This window comes from Solwaraspora sp. WMMA2080, from assembly GCF_027497395.1.
In the GTDB taxonomy this organism is placed as follows: Bacteria; Actinomycetota; Actinomycetes; order Mycobacteriales; family Micromonosporaceae; genus Micromonospora_E.
Map to the genome: position 1 here is coordinate 940,385 of NZ_CP114910.1, position 15,279 is coordinate 955,663.

The window sequence follows — 15,279 nt, forward strand, 5'->3', positions numbered from 1 at the left end:
GGCCACAATCTCCGGCCGGTTGATGTCGGCACCGTGACGCAGCTGTCACGTGATCATGAATCCGTGCAGCTCAGGCCAGGTGGCAGGTCATTGGGTCGGCCGTGGTACGGATCGCCAGCTGATTCCGTCGACGGTGACCGAGCCGGGCGCGCCGGGCTGCCCGGCGGAGACCCACAGCAGCCCCGGCAGGGCACCGAGCTCGCCGTACGGGCCGGCGGTGCCGGCCGTGAAGGTCGTGCCGTCGTCGTCGCTGGTCCACGTCGGCGCCGTGTGCCGGCCGATGCCGCCCACCAGCAGCCGGCCGTCGTCGCCGACGGTGAGCGCGCTCTGGCCCAGCCGGGGCAGCGGGGCGGCCAGGTCCTGCCAGCTGCGTGCACCGTCGGTGGTACGCCACAGCACCGGCCGGGCGGCCGACGAGCCGGTCCCGCCCGCGTCGATCGGGTCGAACAGGACGAACGCCTGCCGGGCGTCGCGGGCCGCGAGGCCGGCGACCAGGGCGCCGGCCGGTCCGGCGGTGGTCCGCCAGCTGGCGCCTCGGTCGGTGCTGACCGCGGTCACGGTGCCCGGCCCGGTTCCGGCCTGCCCGGCGGTCCAGATCGCCCCGTCTGGGGCCACGTACACCCGCCCGCCGACCGTGGGCGGGTCGGCCAGCCGGTACACCGTGCCGTCGACCGGGTCGACCGCGACCGGCGGGCGCAGGTCGGCGCAGGGGGTCAGACAGTCGACCGGCTGCGCTCCGGGTGGGAACGCGGTGACGGTGCGGGTCGTCGCGGTGGCGTCCCGCCAGGTCCGGCCGGCGTCGATGGACACGTGATCGGTGACGCCGACGCCGACCAGGAAGACGTCCGGGGTGAGGCTGAACGCCACCGCCCGGGACACCGGGTGGCTGGCCGCGTCGTGCAGGCAGTCCGCCGTGGTGTCCGGTCCGTTCAGCGGCAGCCACGTCGATCCGGCGTCGTCACTGCGAGTGAACCGGAACCGGCAGTCGTCGCCGGGGCCGTCGACACCCACCACGGTCCGGTCGTCCCACACGGTGATCCGCAGCGGGCCGGACGGCACAGGGCTGTCGGACCGGTGGCGGCCCACCGTCGCGGCCAGGCCCGGCGCGACCAGCGCCACCAGCAGCAGGCCGAGCGCGGCGGCGACGATCATGGTCCGCCGCCGGCGTCGGGCCCGCGCCCGGAGCCGGTCCAGCGCCGGCTGGATCACCGCTTCGCTGATTCGCTCCCGGTCGAAAATGGTCAGCCGCAGGTCAGGCATGGCTGCTCCGGGTGTGACTGGTCGACGTGTCGACGAGCAGGCCGGCGAGGGCCGTCCGGCCCCGGGATAGTCGGGACTTGACGGTGCCTTCAGTCACGCCGAGCGCGTCGGCGACCTCGGCGACCGGCAGGTCGGCCAGGTAGTGCAGGGCGATCGCGTGTCGTTGACCAGCCGGCAGTTGGCGTAGCGCCCGCATCAGCGCGACGTGCTCGGCCGAGCTGTCGGCGATCAACCGTTCAGTGTCGACCGGGGCGGCCAGCCGGGGCAGCAGCCGGGCGAGAACGGCCCGGCGGCGGTGCCGGCTGCGGGCGACGTTGACCGCCACCCGGCGTAGCCACGCCTCCGGGTTGTCCAGCTCCGCGAAGCGGTGCGGAGCGAGCAGGGCGCGGACGAACGCCTCCTGCACTGTCTCCTGTGCCTCGCCCAGGTCGCCGGTGACGGCGTACAGCTGCACGACGAGCCGCCGGTAGCTGCCGGCGTACACCTGGCCGATGACGTCGTCAGGGCGCGCCGGGCCGCCGCCGTCGGCGTCCGGCGGGGATTCTCCCATGCAGTGCCCGACTCCCCGGCGGTCCGGAAGGTTCCATTGGTCGCCCGGTGGGCGGTCAGCCGGTGTCACCGCTCGGGGCCGCCGGTGCCGGATGGCAGCCGGGCGGGTCCTCCGGCTGCGCCCGGCCGCAGTAGAAGACCTCATGCGGTTCCCGGTCGACCTGCGGCACGCTGGCCACGTACATCAGCGACAGTCGCTTCTCCACCGGCTCGCCGGTGTCGGCCGAGAACCGGGTCGGCCCGGTCACCCCCGGGTACGCCGCCGCGGCATTCTGCCGCAGTACCTCGGTGAAGACCGCGACCGGGCTGACCGCCCGCGCGTCCCACGGCCGGGAGCCGACGTTCAGCCGGGCCGCGAGCTGCTCCACCGCCGCGATCAGCATCATCGTCGCGTCGTAGGCCAGCGCCACCCGTTCGCCGACCGGCGGACCGGAGCCGTCCACGCACCGCCGCTCGCCGAGCAGGTCGTCGCGGCGGATCAGGTCGAGGAACCGGCGGCGTGACTCGTCGGCGACCGCGTCGGCCACCAGCCTGGTGCACATCGCCAACGCGGCCTTCGACACGTACGTCACCGGCAGGTTGCCCGGCGCGTTCGCCCGCAGCTGGTGATTGGCCAGGTACCGGTTGACCGAGTCGTCGGCCACCAGGTGCAGCGGGGGATTGTTCCGGCAGCCCCGTAGCGCCTCCAGGAACTCGTCGAACTCCGAGTACCGGCCGGCGAAGAAGAGCAAACCGGGGTAGCCGCATTCGTGACCGAGCGAGTCGCCGACCCGGAACGGCCGCGCGGTGGCCTGCTCGCCGAGCCGGTCGGTCAGGCCGGTGACCAGCGTGTTGACGTACAGGTCGTCGGCGAGTGGGCTGTTGTCGCCGGTGGTGTAGTAGATGTGCGCCTCGGACAGGTCGAGCACCCGGGTGGCGTACGCCGACACCAGCTCGGCCTGGTCGGCGTTGGGCGGGACCATCTGCAGGTACAGCCGCGAGTTGCGGTGCAGCCCGTCGGCGGACAGCGTCGGAGCGACCGCCGGCAGCCCCACCTCGTTGAGTCGCCGCAGCGCCCGTGCCGTGGTGGTGCGGCTCTCCACCAGGCCGACCACGCCGACCACCGTCGGATCCCGGCGGGCCAGCCCGGCCAGCAGCTCCACCGTCCGCTCCGCGTGTCGCATCTGCTTGCCACCGTTGGCCACCACGATGCGCAGCAGCGCTTGGCCGTCGGTGCTCGCCGACGCCTTCATCCGGGCATACTGGGCGACCGCCATCCCTTCCAGCTCTTCGCGTTCGGAGACGTAGGAAACCTCCCGGGGACCGGTCCGCTGGCCGGTCATGATGCCCAGATAGACCAGCGTCATCAGCGGGCGTCGGCGCTGGCTGCTCCGCCAGACCTGCATGACCTCCTCGTTCTGCCGGAAAATGCGTTCCTGTACCCCGCGCAGCGCCTCCTGGCCCGGGTCGTGGTTGAACACGTACGCCGGATTGTCGCTGTAGCCGATGCACTCCCCGTCGATCAGTCGCAGCGAGATCTCGCCCTGCCCCGGGTGCGGCAGACAACCGGGACCCCACCGCCCGCCGGCCCAGAACAGCCCACCGGCGAGCAGGGCCAGGACCACGGCGGCGGCGACGGTACGCCGGGCCCACCACGGTGGCGCGGGCGGTGCCAGATCGGTGGCGGTCGGGTGTCCGTACCGGTCGTCGGGGTCGGCGGTCGCCGCCAGCGGCAGCATCCACGCGTCGGCGCGGCGCAGCCGCCGCTGCTCCGGCAGGGCCTCGCGCCACTCGTCGAGTCCGATGTCCACCTCGGTCAGCCGGATCGGGGTCGCGGCACCGGGTACCGGTGTGTAGCCTTCGGCCGCGGTGGCCAGGATCAGCAGGGGGTCCCACCGGCCGGTCTCGTTGCGGACATCGTTGACCAGCCGCAGCAGGGCGTGCCCGGCGTTGTCCGGGGCGACGTCGCGCAGCAGCAGCACCGGGTAGGCGGTGCGCTGCCAGCCGTTCGGTGACCAGACGCGGCGCAGGTGTCCGGCGCGCAGGTCCTCCAGGAAGGCGTGCACCAGCAGCTTGCGCACCTGCCCGGGCTGTTCCCCGGTACGCAGGTCGGTGGTGAGTCGTTCGGCGAAGCCGACGAAGGTGCCGCTCTGTCGTGGCGCGAGGTACTGCTGGCGCATGAACCAGCGGTACCGGCCGCCGATCACCGGTAGCCGCCCGGACAACGCGGCCCGGAAGACCACGTCCGGGACCGCCCGCAGGACCAGCCAGAGCAGCAGCCGGTACGCGGTGGCGAACATGGTCTCGGCGTCCGAGGCGCCGCTCAGGTTCTCGGTGGCGGGCCGGCGGCGCCAGTCGCGCAGCATCTGGGTGAGCCGGGCCCGGCGTTCGGAGACCTCGACGTCGGCCAGCCGCTGGTCCATCAGCCAACGGGCCAGCGGATAGTGGCGGAAGGTGAACGGCTCACCGCCGAACGCGTCGAGAGCGAGCTGGTGGTGCATCGCGTCGAGTATCGGGCGGATCCCGGCTGCGTCGGGGAATTCGGCGGCGTCGACGTCGACGTGCGGCACCCGACGGCGGGCCGGCCGGCGCAGCCGGCGCAGCACCCCGGCGTGCACCTCGGACCCGGCGGCGCCAACGGCCACGACGACCGGCAGGTCGTGCTCGCCGCGCCGGGGCCGGCGCAGCAGCCGGCCGACGAGGGTCAGCAACTCGGCCACGCCCCGGGAGACGAGCCGGTCACGTGCCCGGTCAGCACCGGCCTCCATGGTCACCTCGGCACTCCGATCCTGCAGTTAAGCGGACGGTCCATCCAGTGTCGGTCAGGCTGCCACCCGCCGATTCTGCGGACCGGACGATTAGGGCAGAATGCCCGGCGGTCTGACGGGAATCTGTCAGGTCCGCCGGCCAGTTAGGAACGATGATCCGCTGTCCCGGGCCGCGCCCGGTAGGAAGGTGAATGCGGATAAGACCGGCGTGGATGATTAAGGTGGATCTTCGACTGTCCCGGGCGGACATCATCCGGAAATCTCCGCCAGTACTATCACTGACATGTCACGTCGAGAACAGCTCGCGGACCCGACGGCCGCCCAGGAACTGGGCGGGGTGGCCGACGGGGTGCGGCCGGGGACGCAGGATCCCGGATCGGTAGTGGACTCCGCCGCCGCGCCACCGCGTCGCCGTCGCCGCGGGTTGCGGGTCGTTCTGACGGTGCTCGTGGTCCTGGCGCTACTCGGTGGCGGTGGGCTGCTCGCCGGTGGGCTCTACCTGCGGTCGATCGAGTCCGGGATCGAGCGGGTGGAGGCGTTCGTGGACGTGCCGGAGGAGTTCCGGCCGGAAAAGGTGACCACCGCCACGAACATTCTCATCCTCGGCAGCGATACCCGGGACCCGCAGAGCACGTCGGGCTCCCGCAGCGACACGATCATCCTGGCGCACATCGCGGCGGACCGGCAGAGTGCCCAGTTGATCTCCATTCCCCGGGACACCTGGGTCTTCGTGCCGGAAAACCAGGAAGGAACACGCGGTGGACGGGAAGCGAAGATCAACGCCGCGTACGCCTGGGGTGGTATTCCACTAATGGTGCAGACCGTCGAGGAGTTCACCGGAGTGCGGGTGGACAACGTCGCCCTGGTGGACTTCGCCGGATTCCGGGAGATCGTCGACGCGCTCGGCGGGGTCGAGATCGACGTCGAGGAGGCGTTCACCTCCAACCATTCCCTCAACCCTGACAACCGACGGTCGTTCGCCGCCGGCCCTCAGACGATGGACGGCGCGGCGGCCCTCGACTACGCCCGCGAGCGGTACGCCTTCGCCGATGGTGACTTCGCCCGGATCCGCCACCAGCAGCAGGTCATCAAGGCCATCCTGGAGAAGGCGGCATCCGGTGGGGTGCTGTCCAGCCCGGCCACGCTGAACTCGTTCGTCCGGGCCACCGCCGACGCGGTGGCGGTCGACGAGACGTTGTCCCTGATCGACTTCGGCATGGATCTGCGACACCTGCGCGGCGACGACCTCACCTTTGTCACCAGCCCGACCGAGGGCACCGGGCGGGTCGGTGACGAGAGCGTGGTGTTCGCCGACACCGAGGCGGCCGACTCCTTCTACGACGCGGTCCGTCGCGACGCGGTCGACGAGATTCTCGCCGCGGCGCAGTGACCTCCGGTACCGACCACCAGCCCCGAGCCATCGAACCGGGAAGGCATGGCCAAGTCGTGGAAGCCCCGTTGCTGCCGCTGGTGCCCCGGCCACGGCCGGACGAGGGGCCGGACCCGTCGGCTGGCGCCACCGCGGTCCTGCCGTACGCTGGTTCGCGGGCATCGAGCCGCACTCGGCCGCTACGGGCCTGGATGATCGCCGCGCCGGTGGACCTCGCCGCGTTGCTCGCTCCGCTGCTGATCTCCGACCGTTACTGGCGTGGCACCCTGTTCATGGCGGCGTTGACCATCGCAGTCTTCGCGTTCAGCGGGCTCTACCGGGCCAGACGCCATGTCAGCTTCCTCGACGAACTGCCGACACTGTGCGGACGCCTGCTCACCGCGTCCGGCACCGTCGCGATAATCGCCGGGTTGCGGCACGACTCGGTGGAGTACGTGGCCGACCTGATGCGGGGGATCGCCGTGTCGGCCGTGCTGCTGATCATCGGACGCTCGGTCACCCGGGCGGTGGTGGTGTTCGCCCGCCGTCGCCGCTGGGTCGAACACAACGCCCTGATCCTGGGCAGCGGTCCGGTCGCGGCCGAGCTGGCCCGGCTGATGCGCCGCTACCCCAGCTACGGCCTGCGGTTCGCCGGCTGCGTGGACTCGGTCACCCGGCAGACCGACGGCGCGTCGTTGCCGCTGGTCGGGACCTTCGACGACCTCGGCCGGCTGATCGACATGGTCGAGTCCGAGGTGCTCATCATCGCCGATCCGGACTGCCCCGAAGCCGGGCTGATGGATTTGCTGCGCCGACCCGAGTGCGCCAGCCAGGACCTCTGGGCGGTGGCCAGACTGTGGGGGTCGGGATCGTACGGTCGGCAACCCGACCACATCGGCGCGATCCCGCTGGTCCACGTACGGCACATCGCGCTGTCCGGTCCGCGCTGGATGGTCAAACGGGCCTCCGACGTGGCACTCGCCTCGGTGGCGCTGGTCCTGCTCAGCCCGGTGCTCGCCCTGTGCGCAGTGGCGACCTTCATCGACGGCGGCCGGGGGATCTTCTTCCGGCAGGAGCGCATCGGCCAGCACGGCCGGACCTTCAACGTGATCAAGTACCGGTCGCTGCGCCCCGGAACCGACCAGGAGGCCCGGACCACCTGGTCGATCGCCGACGACCGCCGGGTCAGCCTGATCGGACGGTTCATGCGACGTACGTCGCTCGACGAGCTGCCACAGCTGTGGAACATTCTGCGCGGCGACATGACCGTGGTCGGTCCCCGGCCGGAACGTCCGTACTTCGTGGCGAAGTTCTCCGCCGAGCTGCCCGGCTACGCGATGCGTCACCGGGTCCCGGTGGGCCTCACCGGGCTGGCCCAGGTCAGTGGCCTGCGGGGAGACACACCGATCTCCGACCGGGCCCGGTTCGACAACTTCTACATCGAGCACTGGTCACTGTGGCTGGACATCAAGGTGGTGCTGCGTACCGTCGCCGAGGTGCTCCGTGGTCGCGGGCGCTGATCCAGCCGACCGGCGCACCGACGCCCACGAGGGGAGCTCGCCGAGTTGACGACACCACTTGCCGGCCGTTCGGTCGCCCTCGTCCATGAGTGGTTCGGCGAAACCGGCGGGTCGGAGCAGGTGTTCCGGCGGATCGCCGACCTCGTCCCGCACGCCCAACGGTTCGTGTTGTGGTCCGACCCCGGGGTGACCGACCAGGGCCTGCGGGAATCCTGGCTGGCCCGGACACCGCTGCGCCGCAGCAAGACCCTCGCCCTGCCGCTGATGCCGCTGGTGTGGCGGACCCTCAGCCGGGAGCACTTCGACGTGGTTCTGTCGTCCAGCCACGCCTTCGCGCACACCGTACGGCTCGGTGTGCCGGGGCGGACCCGGCATCTGAGCTACGTCCATTCGCCGGCCCGCTACGTGTGGAGTCCCGACCACGACGGCCGCGGCTCCGGCCGGTTGCTCGCCCTGCCCCGGCGCGTCCTGCAGACCGTGGACGTGCGGCTGAGCCGGCACGTGGCCAGCTACGCCGCGAACTCCCGTGAGGTGCGGGACAGGATCCGGCGGTTCTGGCACCGCGACGCGGTGGTCATCCATCCGCCGGTCGACGTCGACTACTTCGCCACGGCACAGCCGGACGACCCCGTCGCGCAACGCGACTACCTGCTCGGGGTGGGGCGCTGGATCCCGTACAAGAACTTCGATCTGATCATCTCGATCGCCGCGGCCGCCCGGATGCCGGTGGTCATTGCCGGCTCCGGGCCTCAGGAGGCCTATCTGCGCCGGCACGCCGATCTGGTCGGCGCCGAAGTGACCTTCGAGGTACGTCCGGACCGGGCCCGGCTGCGGCAGCTCTACCGGGGCGCCCGGGCGCTGCTCTTCCCGGTACACGAGGACTTCGGCATCATCCCGGTCGAGGCCCAGGCCTGCGGTACGCCGGTCCTCGGGCTGCGTCGTGGCGGGCTGCTGGAGACCGTCGTCGACGGTGCTACCGGACACCTCGTCGACTCGACCCGGGCCGACGACTACGTCCCACTGCTGCGTCGGCTCGACCAGCTCGACACCGCCGGTATCGAGGCACATGCCAAGTCGTTCGCGGCGGCTGAGTTCGCCGCGAAACTCGCCGACTGGATCGAAGCCGAGTGTGGTTGACGGCACCGCCGTCAGCCGACTACAGCAGCAGTGAAGTGCGGAGATAGTTCGCGATCATGCGCAGCGGGCTGGCCCCGTCGGCCGGGCCGGTCATCCGTAGCACCAACTGCCGGTCGATCGACCCGTCCTGCCCACCGCGCCAGTAGGCGACCATCACCAGCCCGTGCCGCCGCTCACCGTCGATCTGCAGGGTGCTGATCTCGGCGTACGCGGTCGCGATGCCTGCCTGCAGCCATCGCTGACTCCATGCCTCCTCGGCCTGACGCATTGTCGCCTGCCGATGCGGGGTGCACCGCTGTGGACAGGGTCGGACCACGACCTCGCCACCGACCTCGTCCTGCTGCTGATCGCCGAACGTGCCGCCGCACCGCAGCCGGCGGGTCTGTGGGTCCCGGTCGTCCGGGACGGGAGAGCAGTCCCAGCTCCACGGCACCTTGAGGACCAGACCAACGTCGGCCAGGTCGGTGTAGGTGCGGACCGTGTCCTCCGGGGTGAACCGGGGCCAGTCGGTCCGCCAGGAGCTCGGCGCCGGTGGCTCCAGCCCGGGCTGGTCCGGGGTGGCCGGCGGCGGGGTGGCGCCCGCCCGGCTCGGCGTTGCGCTCGGCCCGGCCACCGGTAGGGAGTCGTCGGAACGGTCCGGCCACCGGATGACGGCGGCGGCGCCGGCGAGCAGGACCGCCACGACCGCCGCCCCGGCCAGCAGCGGGCGCGGAACGCGTCGGCGCGGTGGTCCGGACACGGCGAACCGGGGCACCGGAGGGTAAGCCGGTCGATAGTCCTGGCCGAGGGTGAGGAAGACCCGCTCTGCCCCTTCACCGGGCCCGGCACCGCAGGTGACCCAGGGGATCCGGGCGGTGAAGTTCGCGTAGCGGAAGGTCGGCGCTCCCGCCGTCGGGTCGGCCAGCGCCTCGGCGGCCGAGGAGAAGGCCTCCCGCCACCGTTCGTCGGCGGCCGCGTCGGCGTCGAGTATCGCCACGGTGATCTGCTCGCCGTGGGGTTCCACAGCCGACCAGACGCTGCCCGCCGGACATGATCCCAGCATCTCGACGAGCTGGTACGGATCTACCGGTTGCATTCGGCCTCCCGCCCTGCGCTTTGCCGGGATCATAGCGACTCGGGGTGACTACATGACTGCTATGAGTGAGCAACGCGGTCCGGAGGCTCTGCGGACCGGTCCGCGTGGTCAACCGGTCAGGCAGCGGTGTCGCGTACCCATGCCTCGGCGTGCGGCCCGGCGCCGACGATCCGGAGCAACTGGACCGACTGGGCCGGATCGTCCACCGTGACGAAGTAGGAGTTGCCCCGCCGCACATGCTGGTGCACGGCCAGGCCGAGCGCGTCACCCGCCTGGGCCAGCGCGGTCAACGCAGCCGGATCCGGCACCCGCACCCGGACCTGGCTGCGGCGGCGGGAGCCGTTGGCGACCAGCAGCGCCGCCCGCCACATCGTCCGGGCGGCCGGCGTACGCAGATCCGGCCGGGCGTGCGGGCCGACCTGCTCAGCCGCCGTCTGCCACAGCCGCGCGAGCCAGCTGAGCACCTCGTCGGCCCGGCCGCTGGGGACGAGTACGTCGAACCGGTCCCGGTCGTCGCGTCCGCTCATCCGGGCGGTGGTGGCGATCCGCACCCAGGGGAACTCGCCGTCGACCACGGTGGCGATCCGGTGGGCGAGCGCCGGGTAGGCGGTGCTGACCAGACTGACCAGGCCGGAGCGCCGCTGCCAGGGCACCGGCCGCAGCAGATGGGTCACGGTGGCGGTCTCCACTCTGGGCAGCCGGTCGGCCGGGACCGCTGCGGCGACCGCGTCGAGCAGCCTGCGGTGCGGGATGGCACCCCACCGGCCGGCGGTCGCACCGCCGCATCTGCGGGGTTGGGCGTCAACCGACACGGTCGGCCACCTCGACCTCGACGAGGGACCGGTACGCGGGCTTGATGACGTCGTCGATGACCGCCAGCCGCTCGTCGAACGGGATGAACGCACTCTTCATCGCGTTCACCGTCAACCACCGCAACTCCGACCACCCCCACCCGAACGCCTCCACCAACAACCACATCTCCCGCGACATCGACGTCCCACTCATCAACCGGTTGTCCGTGTTCACCGTCACCCGGAACCGCAGATCACGCAACAACCCCACCGGATGCTCACCAATCGAACCCACCGCACCCGTCTGCACATTCGACGACGGACACAACTCCAACGGAATCCGCTTGTCCCGCACATACGACGCCAACCGCCCCAACCGCACCCCACCCCCACCCACCTCGATGTCATCCACGATCCGCACCCCATGCCCCAACCGATCCGCACCACACCACTGAATCGCCTGCCAGATCGACGGCAACCCGAACGCCTCACCCGCATGAATCGTGAAATGAAAATTCTCCCGCTGCAAAAACTCGAACGCGTCCAAATGCCGCGTCGGCGGAAAACCCGCCTCCGCACCCGCGATGTCGAACCCCACCACCCCCACATCCCGGTACCGCACCGCCAACTCCGCGATCTCCTGCGACCGCGCCGCATGCCGCATCGCCGTCAACAACGTCCCCACCCGGATCACCCGACCCGCCTCCGCCGCCTCCGCACACCCCGCCGCGAACCCCGCCAACACCGCCTCCACCACCTGACCCAACCCCAACCCCCGCGACAGATGCTGCTCCGGCGCGAACCGCACCTCCGCGTACACCACCCCGTCCGCCGCCAGATCCACCGCACACTCCGCCGCCACCCGGAACAACCCCGCCTCCGTCTGCATCACCGCCACCGTGTGCGCGAACGTCTCCAGATACCGCTCCAACGACCCCGAATCAGCCGCCGACACGAACCACCGACCCAACTCCGACGGATCCGTCACCGGCAGCACATGACCCACCTCGTCCGCCAACTCCACCACCGTCGCCGGCCGCAACCCACCATCCAGATGGTCATGCAGCAACACCTTCGGCGCCCGAACAATCTCCGCCAACGAAACAGCCACCATGATCTATTCTTCCTTCAGTCGTTACTCGCCGATGTCGTTACTCGCCGTCGGCCCGGTCGTGCTGCAGCCGGTTCCACACCCGGTCGGAGGTGAACGGCAGGTCGGTGAAGCGGACTCCGGTCGCGTCCCGCAGCGCGTTCGCCAGCGCGGCGGCCACCGGGTTGAACGGGCTCTCACTCATCGACTTCGCGCCCGCCGGCCCGAGCGGGTCGCTGGTGCGGGCGAACAGCACCTCGGTCAGCGGCACGTCGGCGTAGGTCGGCAGGTGGTAGCTGCGGAAGTCGTCGGTGACCACCCGACCCTGGTCGTCGATGTCAACATGTTCGGTGAGGGCGGCACCGAGCGCCTGAGCCACCCCGCCCTCGACCTGCCCCCGGCACTGCATCGGGTTGAGGACGGTCCCGGCGTCCGCGCTGTGCACGCTGCGCAGAATCTGGATCTCCCCGGTGTCCGGGTCGACCGCCACCCGGAACCAGTGCGCGTCGAAGGCCACCGAGCGGTGCGCCCCGTCGGCGTGTCCGTCGGCGGTGAGCGGCCGGCCCGCCGCCGACGCGACCCGGGCCAGGTCGACCAGATCGACCAGCCGGCCGGCGCACCGCACCGTCGTCCCGTCCACCCGGCAGTCCCGCCGGTCGACGCCGGTCGCCCGTGCGGCGGCGTCGACCAGCACCTCCCGCAGTGCGACCGCGGCGCGGTGCGCGGCGGTGCCAGCCACCACGGTGCCGGTCGAGGCGAACGCGCCCGTGTCGTGACCGACCAGTGCGGTGTCCGACTGCCGGATCCGTACCCGATCCACGGTGCTGGTCAGCGCGTCGGCGACCAACTGCCGGTGCACGGTGGTCGACCCGTTGCCGAACTCGGCCATCCCGATATCCAGCTGGTAGCCGCCGTCGGCGTCGAGGGTGACCCGGGCCCGGCCGTGGTGACCGCCCGGTGGTCCGGTGGCGATCATCGCCACCGCCATGCCGTCGCCGACCAGCCAGCCGGCTGCAACGTCCTCCTGCCGGGTCTCGGTCCGGGCCCGCTGGATCAGCTCCAGGCACTGGTCCAGGCCGTAGCTGTGCACCCGTACGGTGTCGTCGTGCCCGACCGGGGTGACCAGCGGATCCTGCGGGCCGATCACGTTGCGGGCCCGGAACGCGACCGGATCGAACCCGAGCCGGCGGGCCAGCTCGTCCACGGCGGACTCCACCGCGAACGACACCTGACCCAGTCCGTAGCCGCGGAACGCGCCGGCCGGAACCGTGTTGGTGTAGACCGACCAACCGTCGACCTGCTTGTTCGGGCACCGGTAGAGGGCCACCGACTCGCTGCAGCCGTGCGCCAGCACCGCCGGGCCGTGGTTGCCGTACGCGCCGGTGTCCGCGACCACGTGCAGCCGGATCGCGGTCAGCGTACCGTCGCGGCGCCCCGCCACCGTCACCCGGGTGTCGAACGGATGCCGAGTGGTCGCCGCAGTGAACTGTTCGGCCCTGGTGAACTCCAGTTTCACCGGTCGTCCGGTGCGCAGCGCGGCCAGCGCCGCCACGTCCTCGACGAGCATCTCCTGCTTGCCGCCGAACCCGCCGCCGACCCGGCCGGCGACCACCCGGACCTTCTCGGCCGGCAGGCCGAACAGCCGGGCCAGCGCCCGTCGGGTCAGGTACGGCGTCTGGGTGCTGGACCGCACGGTCAGCCCGCCGTCCAGCTCCGGCCAGGCGATCGCCCCGTGCGTCTCCAGGTGAGCGTGCTGCACCCGCTGGGTGCGAAACGTCGCTGTGTAGACCTCGTCGGCGTCGGCCAGCGCCCGGTCGACGTCGCCGATCTCACCGTGCACCTCACCGGCCACGTTGTCCGCCGGCCGGGCGATGCCGCTGACCGCCGGATCCACGTCGTGCAGGACAGGCGCGCCCGGGAGCATCGCCGCCGCTGGGTCGAACACTGCCGGCAGCGGCTGGTAGCTGACCCGAACCAGGTCGGCGGCCGTCTCGGCGGCCGCCTCGGTCTCGGCGACCACCGCCGCCACCCGCTGCCCGACGAAGCGGACCACGTCATCAAGGAGCCGGGTGTCAGCCGGGTCCTCGCGCGGGTTCTCGTGCTGGGCGGTGGAGTACCGCAGGTCGGGGCAGTCGTGGTGGGTGAGTACCGCCAGGACCCCGGGGACCCGCATCGCGTCGTCGGTGTCGATGTCGACGATCCGTGCATGCGGCACCGTCGAGCGGACCAGCTTCAGATGGGTCAGCCCGGGAACGTCGACGTCGAAGGTGAACCGGGCGGTGCCGGTGACGATCTGCCGGGCGGCCGGGGCGGCCACGTTGCCGCCGACCGCCGGGCAGCCAGGGCCACCGCCGGGGGTGCCGTCGGCGGTGCCGCTCACGTGCCGTACCCCGTCGAGCGCGTCGCGGATCGCCCGGTAGCCGGTGCACCGGCACAGGTTGCCCTTCAGCGCGCGCGGCAGGTCGGCGCGCTGGGTCTCGTCGAGCGCGGCGACCGTCATCACCAGCCCGGCGGTGCAGAACCCGCACTGGAATCCCTGCGCGTCGAGGAACCGCTGCTGCACCGGGTGCAGCGTGTCGCCGTCGGCCAGTCCTTCGACCGTGGTCACCGACCGGCCCTCGGCCCGTACCGCAGGGTAGACACAGCTGTGTACGGGGACTCCGTCGACGTGCACGGTGCACGCTCCGCAGTCCCCGGCGTCGCAGCCCTTCTTCACGCCGTACCAGCCCTGCTCGCGTAGGAACGTGCGCAGGCACTGGCCGGCGGCCGGCTCCCCGGCGGCGGCGGTGCCGTTCACCACGACGCTCACCGGCTGCACTCTCCGTCGGTGCCGGCCGCGGCCAGTTCGACCCGGACCTGGTCGGCCATCCGCAGCGTGCGGTGCCGCCGCCAGTGCGGCAGGCCGTGCACGTCGTCGCCCCAGCCGGCCGCCGCGCATCCGGCGTCCACCCGGTCCAGCAACTCGGACCCGGTCGGCGCCGCCGGCAGCGACAGCACCACCGGGCGGCGGGTGGCCGCGGTCACCGACATCGTCCACCCGCCGGTGTCCTGGTCGACCGAGCCGATGACCAGCGCCGCCGACCGGCCGTGCCGGAACAGCGACGCCCGGCGCATCGCGTACCGGGCCCGGGCGGCCGCTGCCGGTAGCCGGATGCTGCGCAGGAACTCGCCGGTGTCCAGCACCGTCGTACCGACGTCGCGGATGAACCCGTCGGCGGGCACCCGGCGCTGCCCGCCGGCCAGATCGGTGAGCAGGTACTCGACCCGGGTCGCCACCGCAAGTGATGTCATCGGACCGGCCGGCAGCGCCGCGCAGATGTTGCCGCCGACGGTCGCCACGTTCCAGATCTTGCGGGAGGCGAGGAACGCGTCGCAGCAGCCTGCGGCCAGCTCCGTCACCCGATTCCAACCGGGCGGCGGGGCGAACCGGGCGAGTTCGGCGACGGTGCACGTGGCGGCGATCTCCAGCCCGTCGTCGTCGACCCGGATCGACGGCCAGCGCAGCCGGGTCAGGTCACGCAGCCGGTGCACCCCGGGCTGAGGTTGCGAGAACAGGTAGCTGCCGCCGGCGAGCCAGCGGTCGCCGGGGCGCCAGGCGTCGCCGTCGGCGGCGATCACGTCGGAGACGGTATGCAGATCCACAGTCCGCATCGTCCGATGCCGCCGCCGGCCCGGACAATGACGGCGGAACACAATCCCGACCCGCCAATCAGGCAGGTGGTTGGACGAAGCTACAAGGCG

General features: G+C 71.8%; 11 protein-coding genes. 3 read left to right on the forward strand and 8 right to left on the reverse strand.

Features of this window, described 5'->3' with window-relative positions; genetic code table 11:
• Positions 1-87: 87 nt before the first annotated feature.
• From O7543_RS04090 to O7543_RS04100, 3 genes are read right to left on the reverse strand one after another with little or no spacing between them, the layout of a single operon-like run.
• A complete protein-coding gene (locus O7543_RS04090; RefSeq protein WP_281555097.1) occupies positions 88-1,260 on the reverse strand; it encodes a hypothetical protein in 1,173 nt (390 codons plus the stop codon).
• Positions 1,253-1,810, reverse strand: a complete 558-nt coding sequence (locus O7543_RS04095) for a SigE family RNA polymerase sigma factor (protein WP_281555096.1) — start codon at positions 1,808-1,810, stop codon at positions 1,253-1,255. Before O7543_RS04095 ends, O7543_RS04090 begins: the two co-directional genes overlap by 8 nt.
• A gap of 55 nt (positions 1,811-1,865) precedes the next feature.
• Entirely contained in the window at positions 1,866-4,556 is a 2,691-nt protein-coding gene (locus tag O7543_RS04100; RefSeq protein ID WP_281555594.1) for a hypothetical protein, read from the reverse strand.
• 283 nt (positions 4,557-4,839) lie between these two features.
• Between O7543_RS04100 and O7543_RS04105 the strand changes: the two genes are divergently transcribed.
• From O7543_RS04105 to O7543_RS04115, 3 genes are read left to right on the forward strand one after another with little or no spacing between them, the layout of a single operon-like run.
• On the forward strand, positions 4,840-5,946 hold the full coding sequence (locus O7543_RS04105; protein WP_281555095.1) for an LCP family protein: 1,107 nt from the start codon (positions 4,840-4,842) through the stop codon (positions 5,944-5,946).
• A gap of 56 nt (positions 5,947-6,002) precedes the next feature.
• On the forward strand, positions 6,003-7,445 hold the full coding sequence (locus O7543_RS04110) for a sugar transferase (RefSeq protein WP_281555094.1): 1,443 nt from the start codon (positions 6,003-6,005) through the stop codon (positions 7,443-7,445).
• Positions 7,446-7,490: 45 nt separating this feature from the next.
• Positions 7,491-8,582 carry a glycosyltransferase gene (locus O7543_RS04115; protein ID WP_281555093.1) on the forward strand — a complete coding sequence of 364 codons (1,092 nt, stop codon included), beginning with the start codon at positions 7,491-7,493 and terminating at the stop codon, positions 8,580-8,582.
• Positions 8,583-8,601: 19 nt separating this feature from the next.
• On the opposite strand, the gene O7543_RS04120 is transcribed toward O7543_RS04115, so the two are convergent.
• The 5 genes from O7543_RS04120 to O7543_RS04140 form a co-directional block, all read right to left on the reverse strand.
• Entirely contained in the window at positions 8,602-9,657 is a 1,056-nt protein-coding gene (locus O7543_RS04120; RefSeq protein WP_281555092.1) for a hypothetical protein, read from the reverse strand.
• 116 nt (positions 9,658-9,773) lie between these two features.
• Positions 9,774-10,469: a hypothetical protein gene (locus O7543_RS04125; protein WP_281555091.1), complete on the reverse strand. Its 696-nt coding sequence runs from the start codon at positions 10,467-10,469 to the stop codon at positions 9,774-9,776.
• Complete coding sequence (locus tag O7543_RS04130) at positions 10,459-11,562, reverse strand: adenosine deaminase (RefSeq protein WP_281555090.1); 1,104 nt, start codon at positions 11,560-11,562, stop codon at positions 10,459-10,461. Before O7543_RS04130 ends, O7543_RS04125 begins: the two co-directional genes overlap by 11 nt.
• A gap of 37 nt (positions 11,563-11,599) precedes the next feature.
• A complete protein-coding gene (locus O7543_RS04135) occupies positions 11,600-14,347 on the reverse strand; it encodes a molybdopterin cofactor-binding domain-containing protein (protein WP_281555089.1) in 2,748 nt (915 codons plus the stop codon).
• A complete protein-coding gene (locus O7543_RS04140; protein ID WP_281555088.1) occupies positions 14,344-15,180 on the reverse strand; it encodes an FAD binding domain-containing protein in 837 nt (278 codons plus the stop codon). The genes O7543_RS04135 and O7543_RS04140 overlap by 4 nt, the downstream gene beginning before the upstream one ends.
• Between the last annotated feature and the right edge of the window lie 99 nt (positions 15,181-15,279).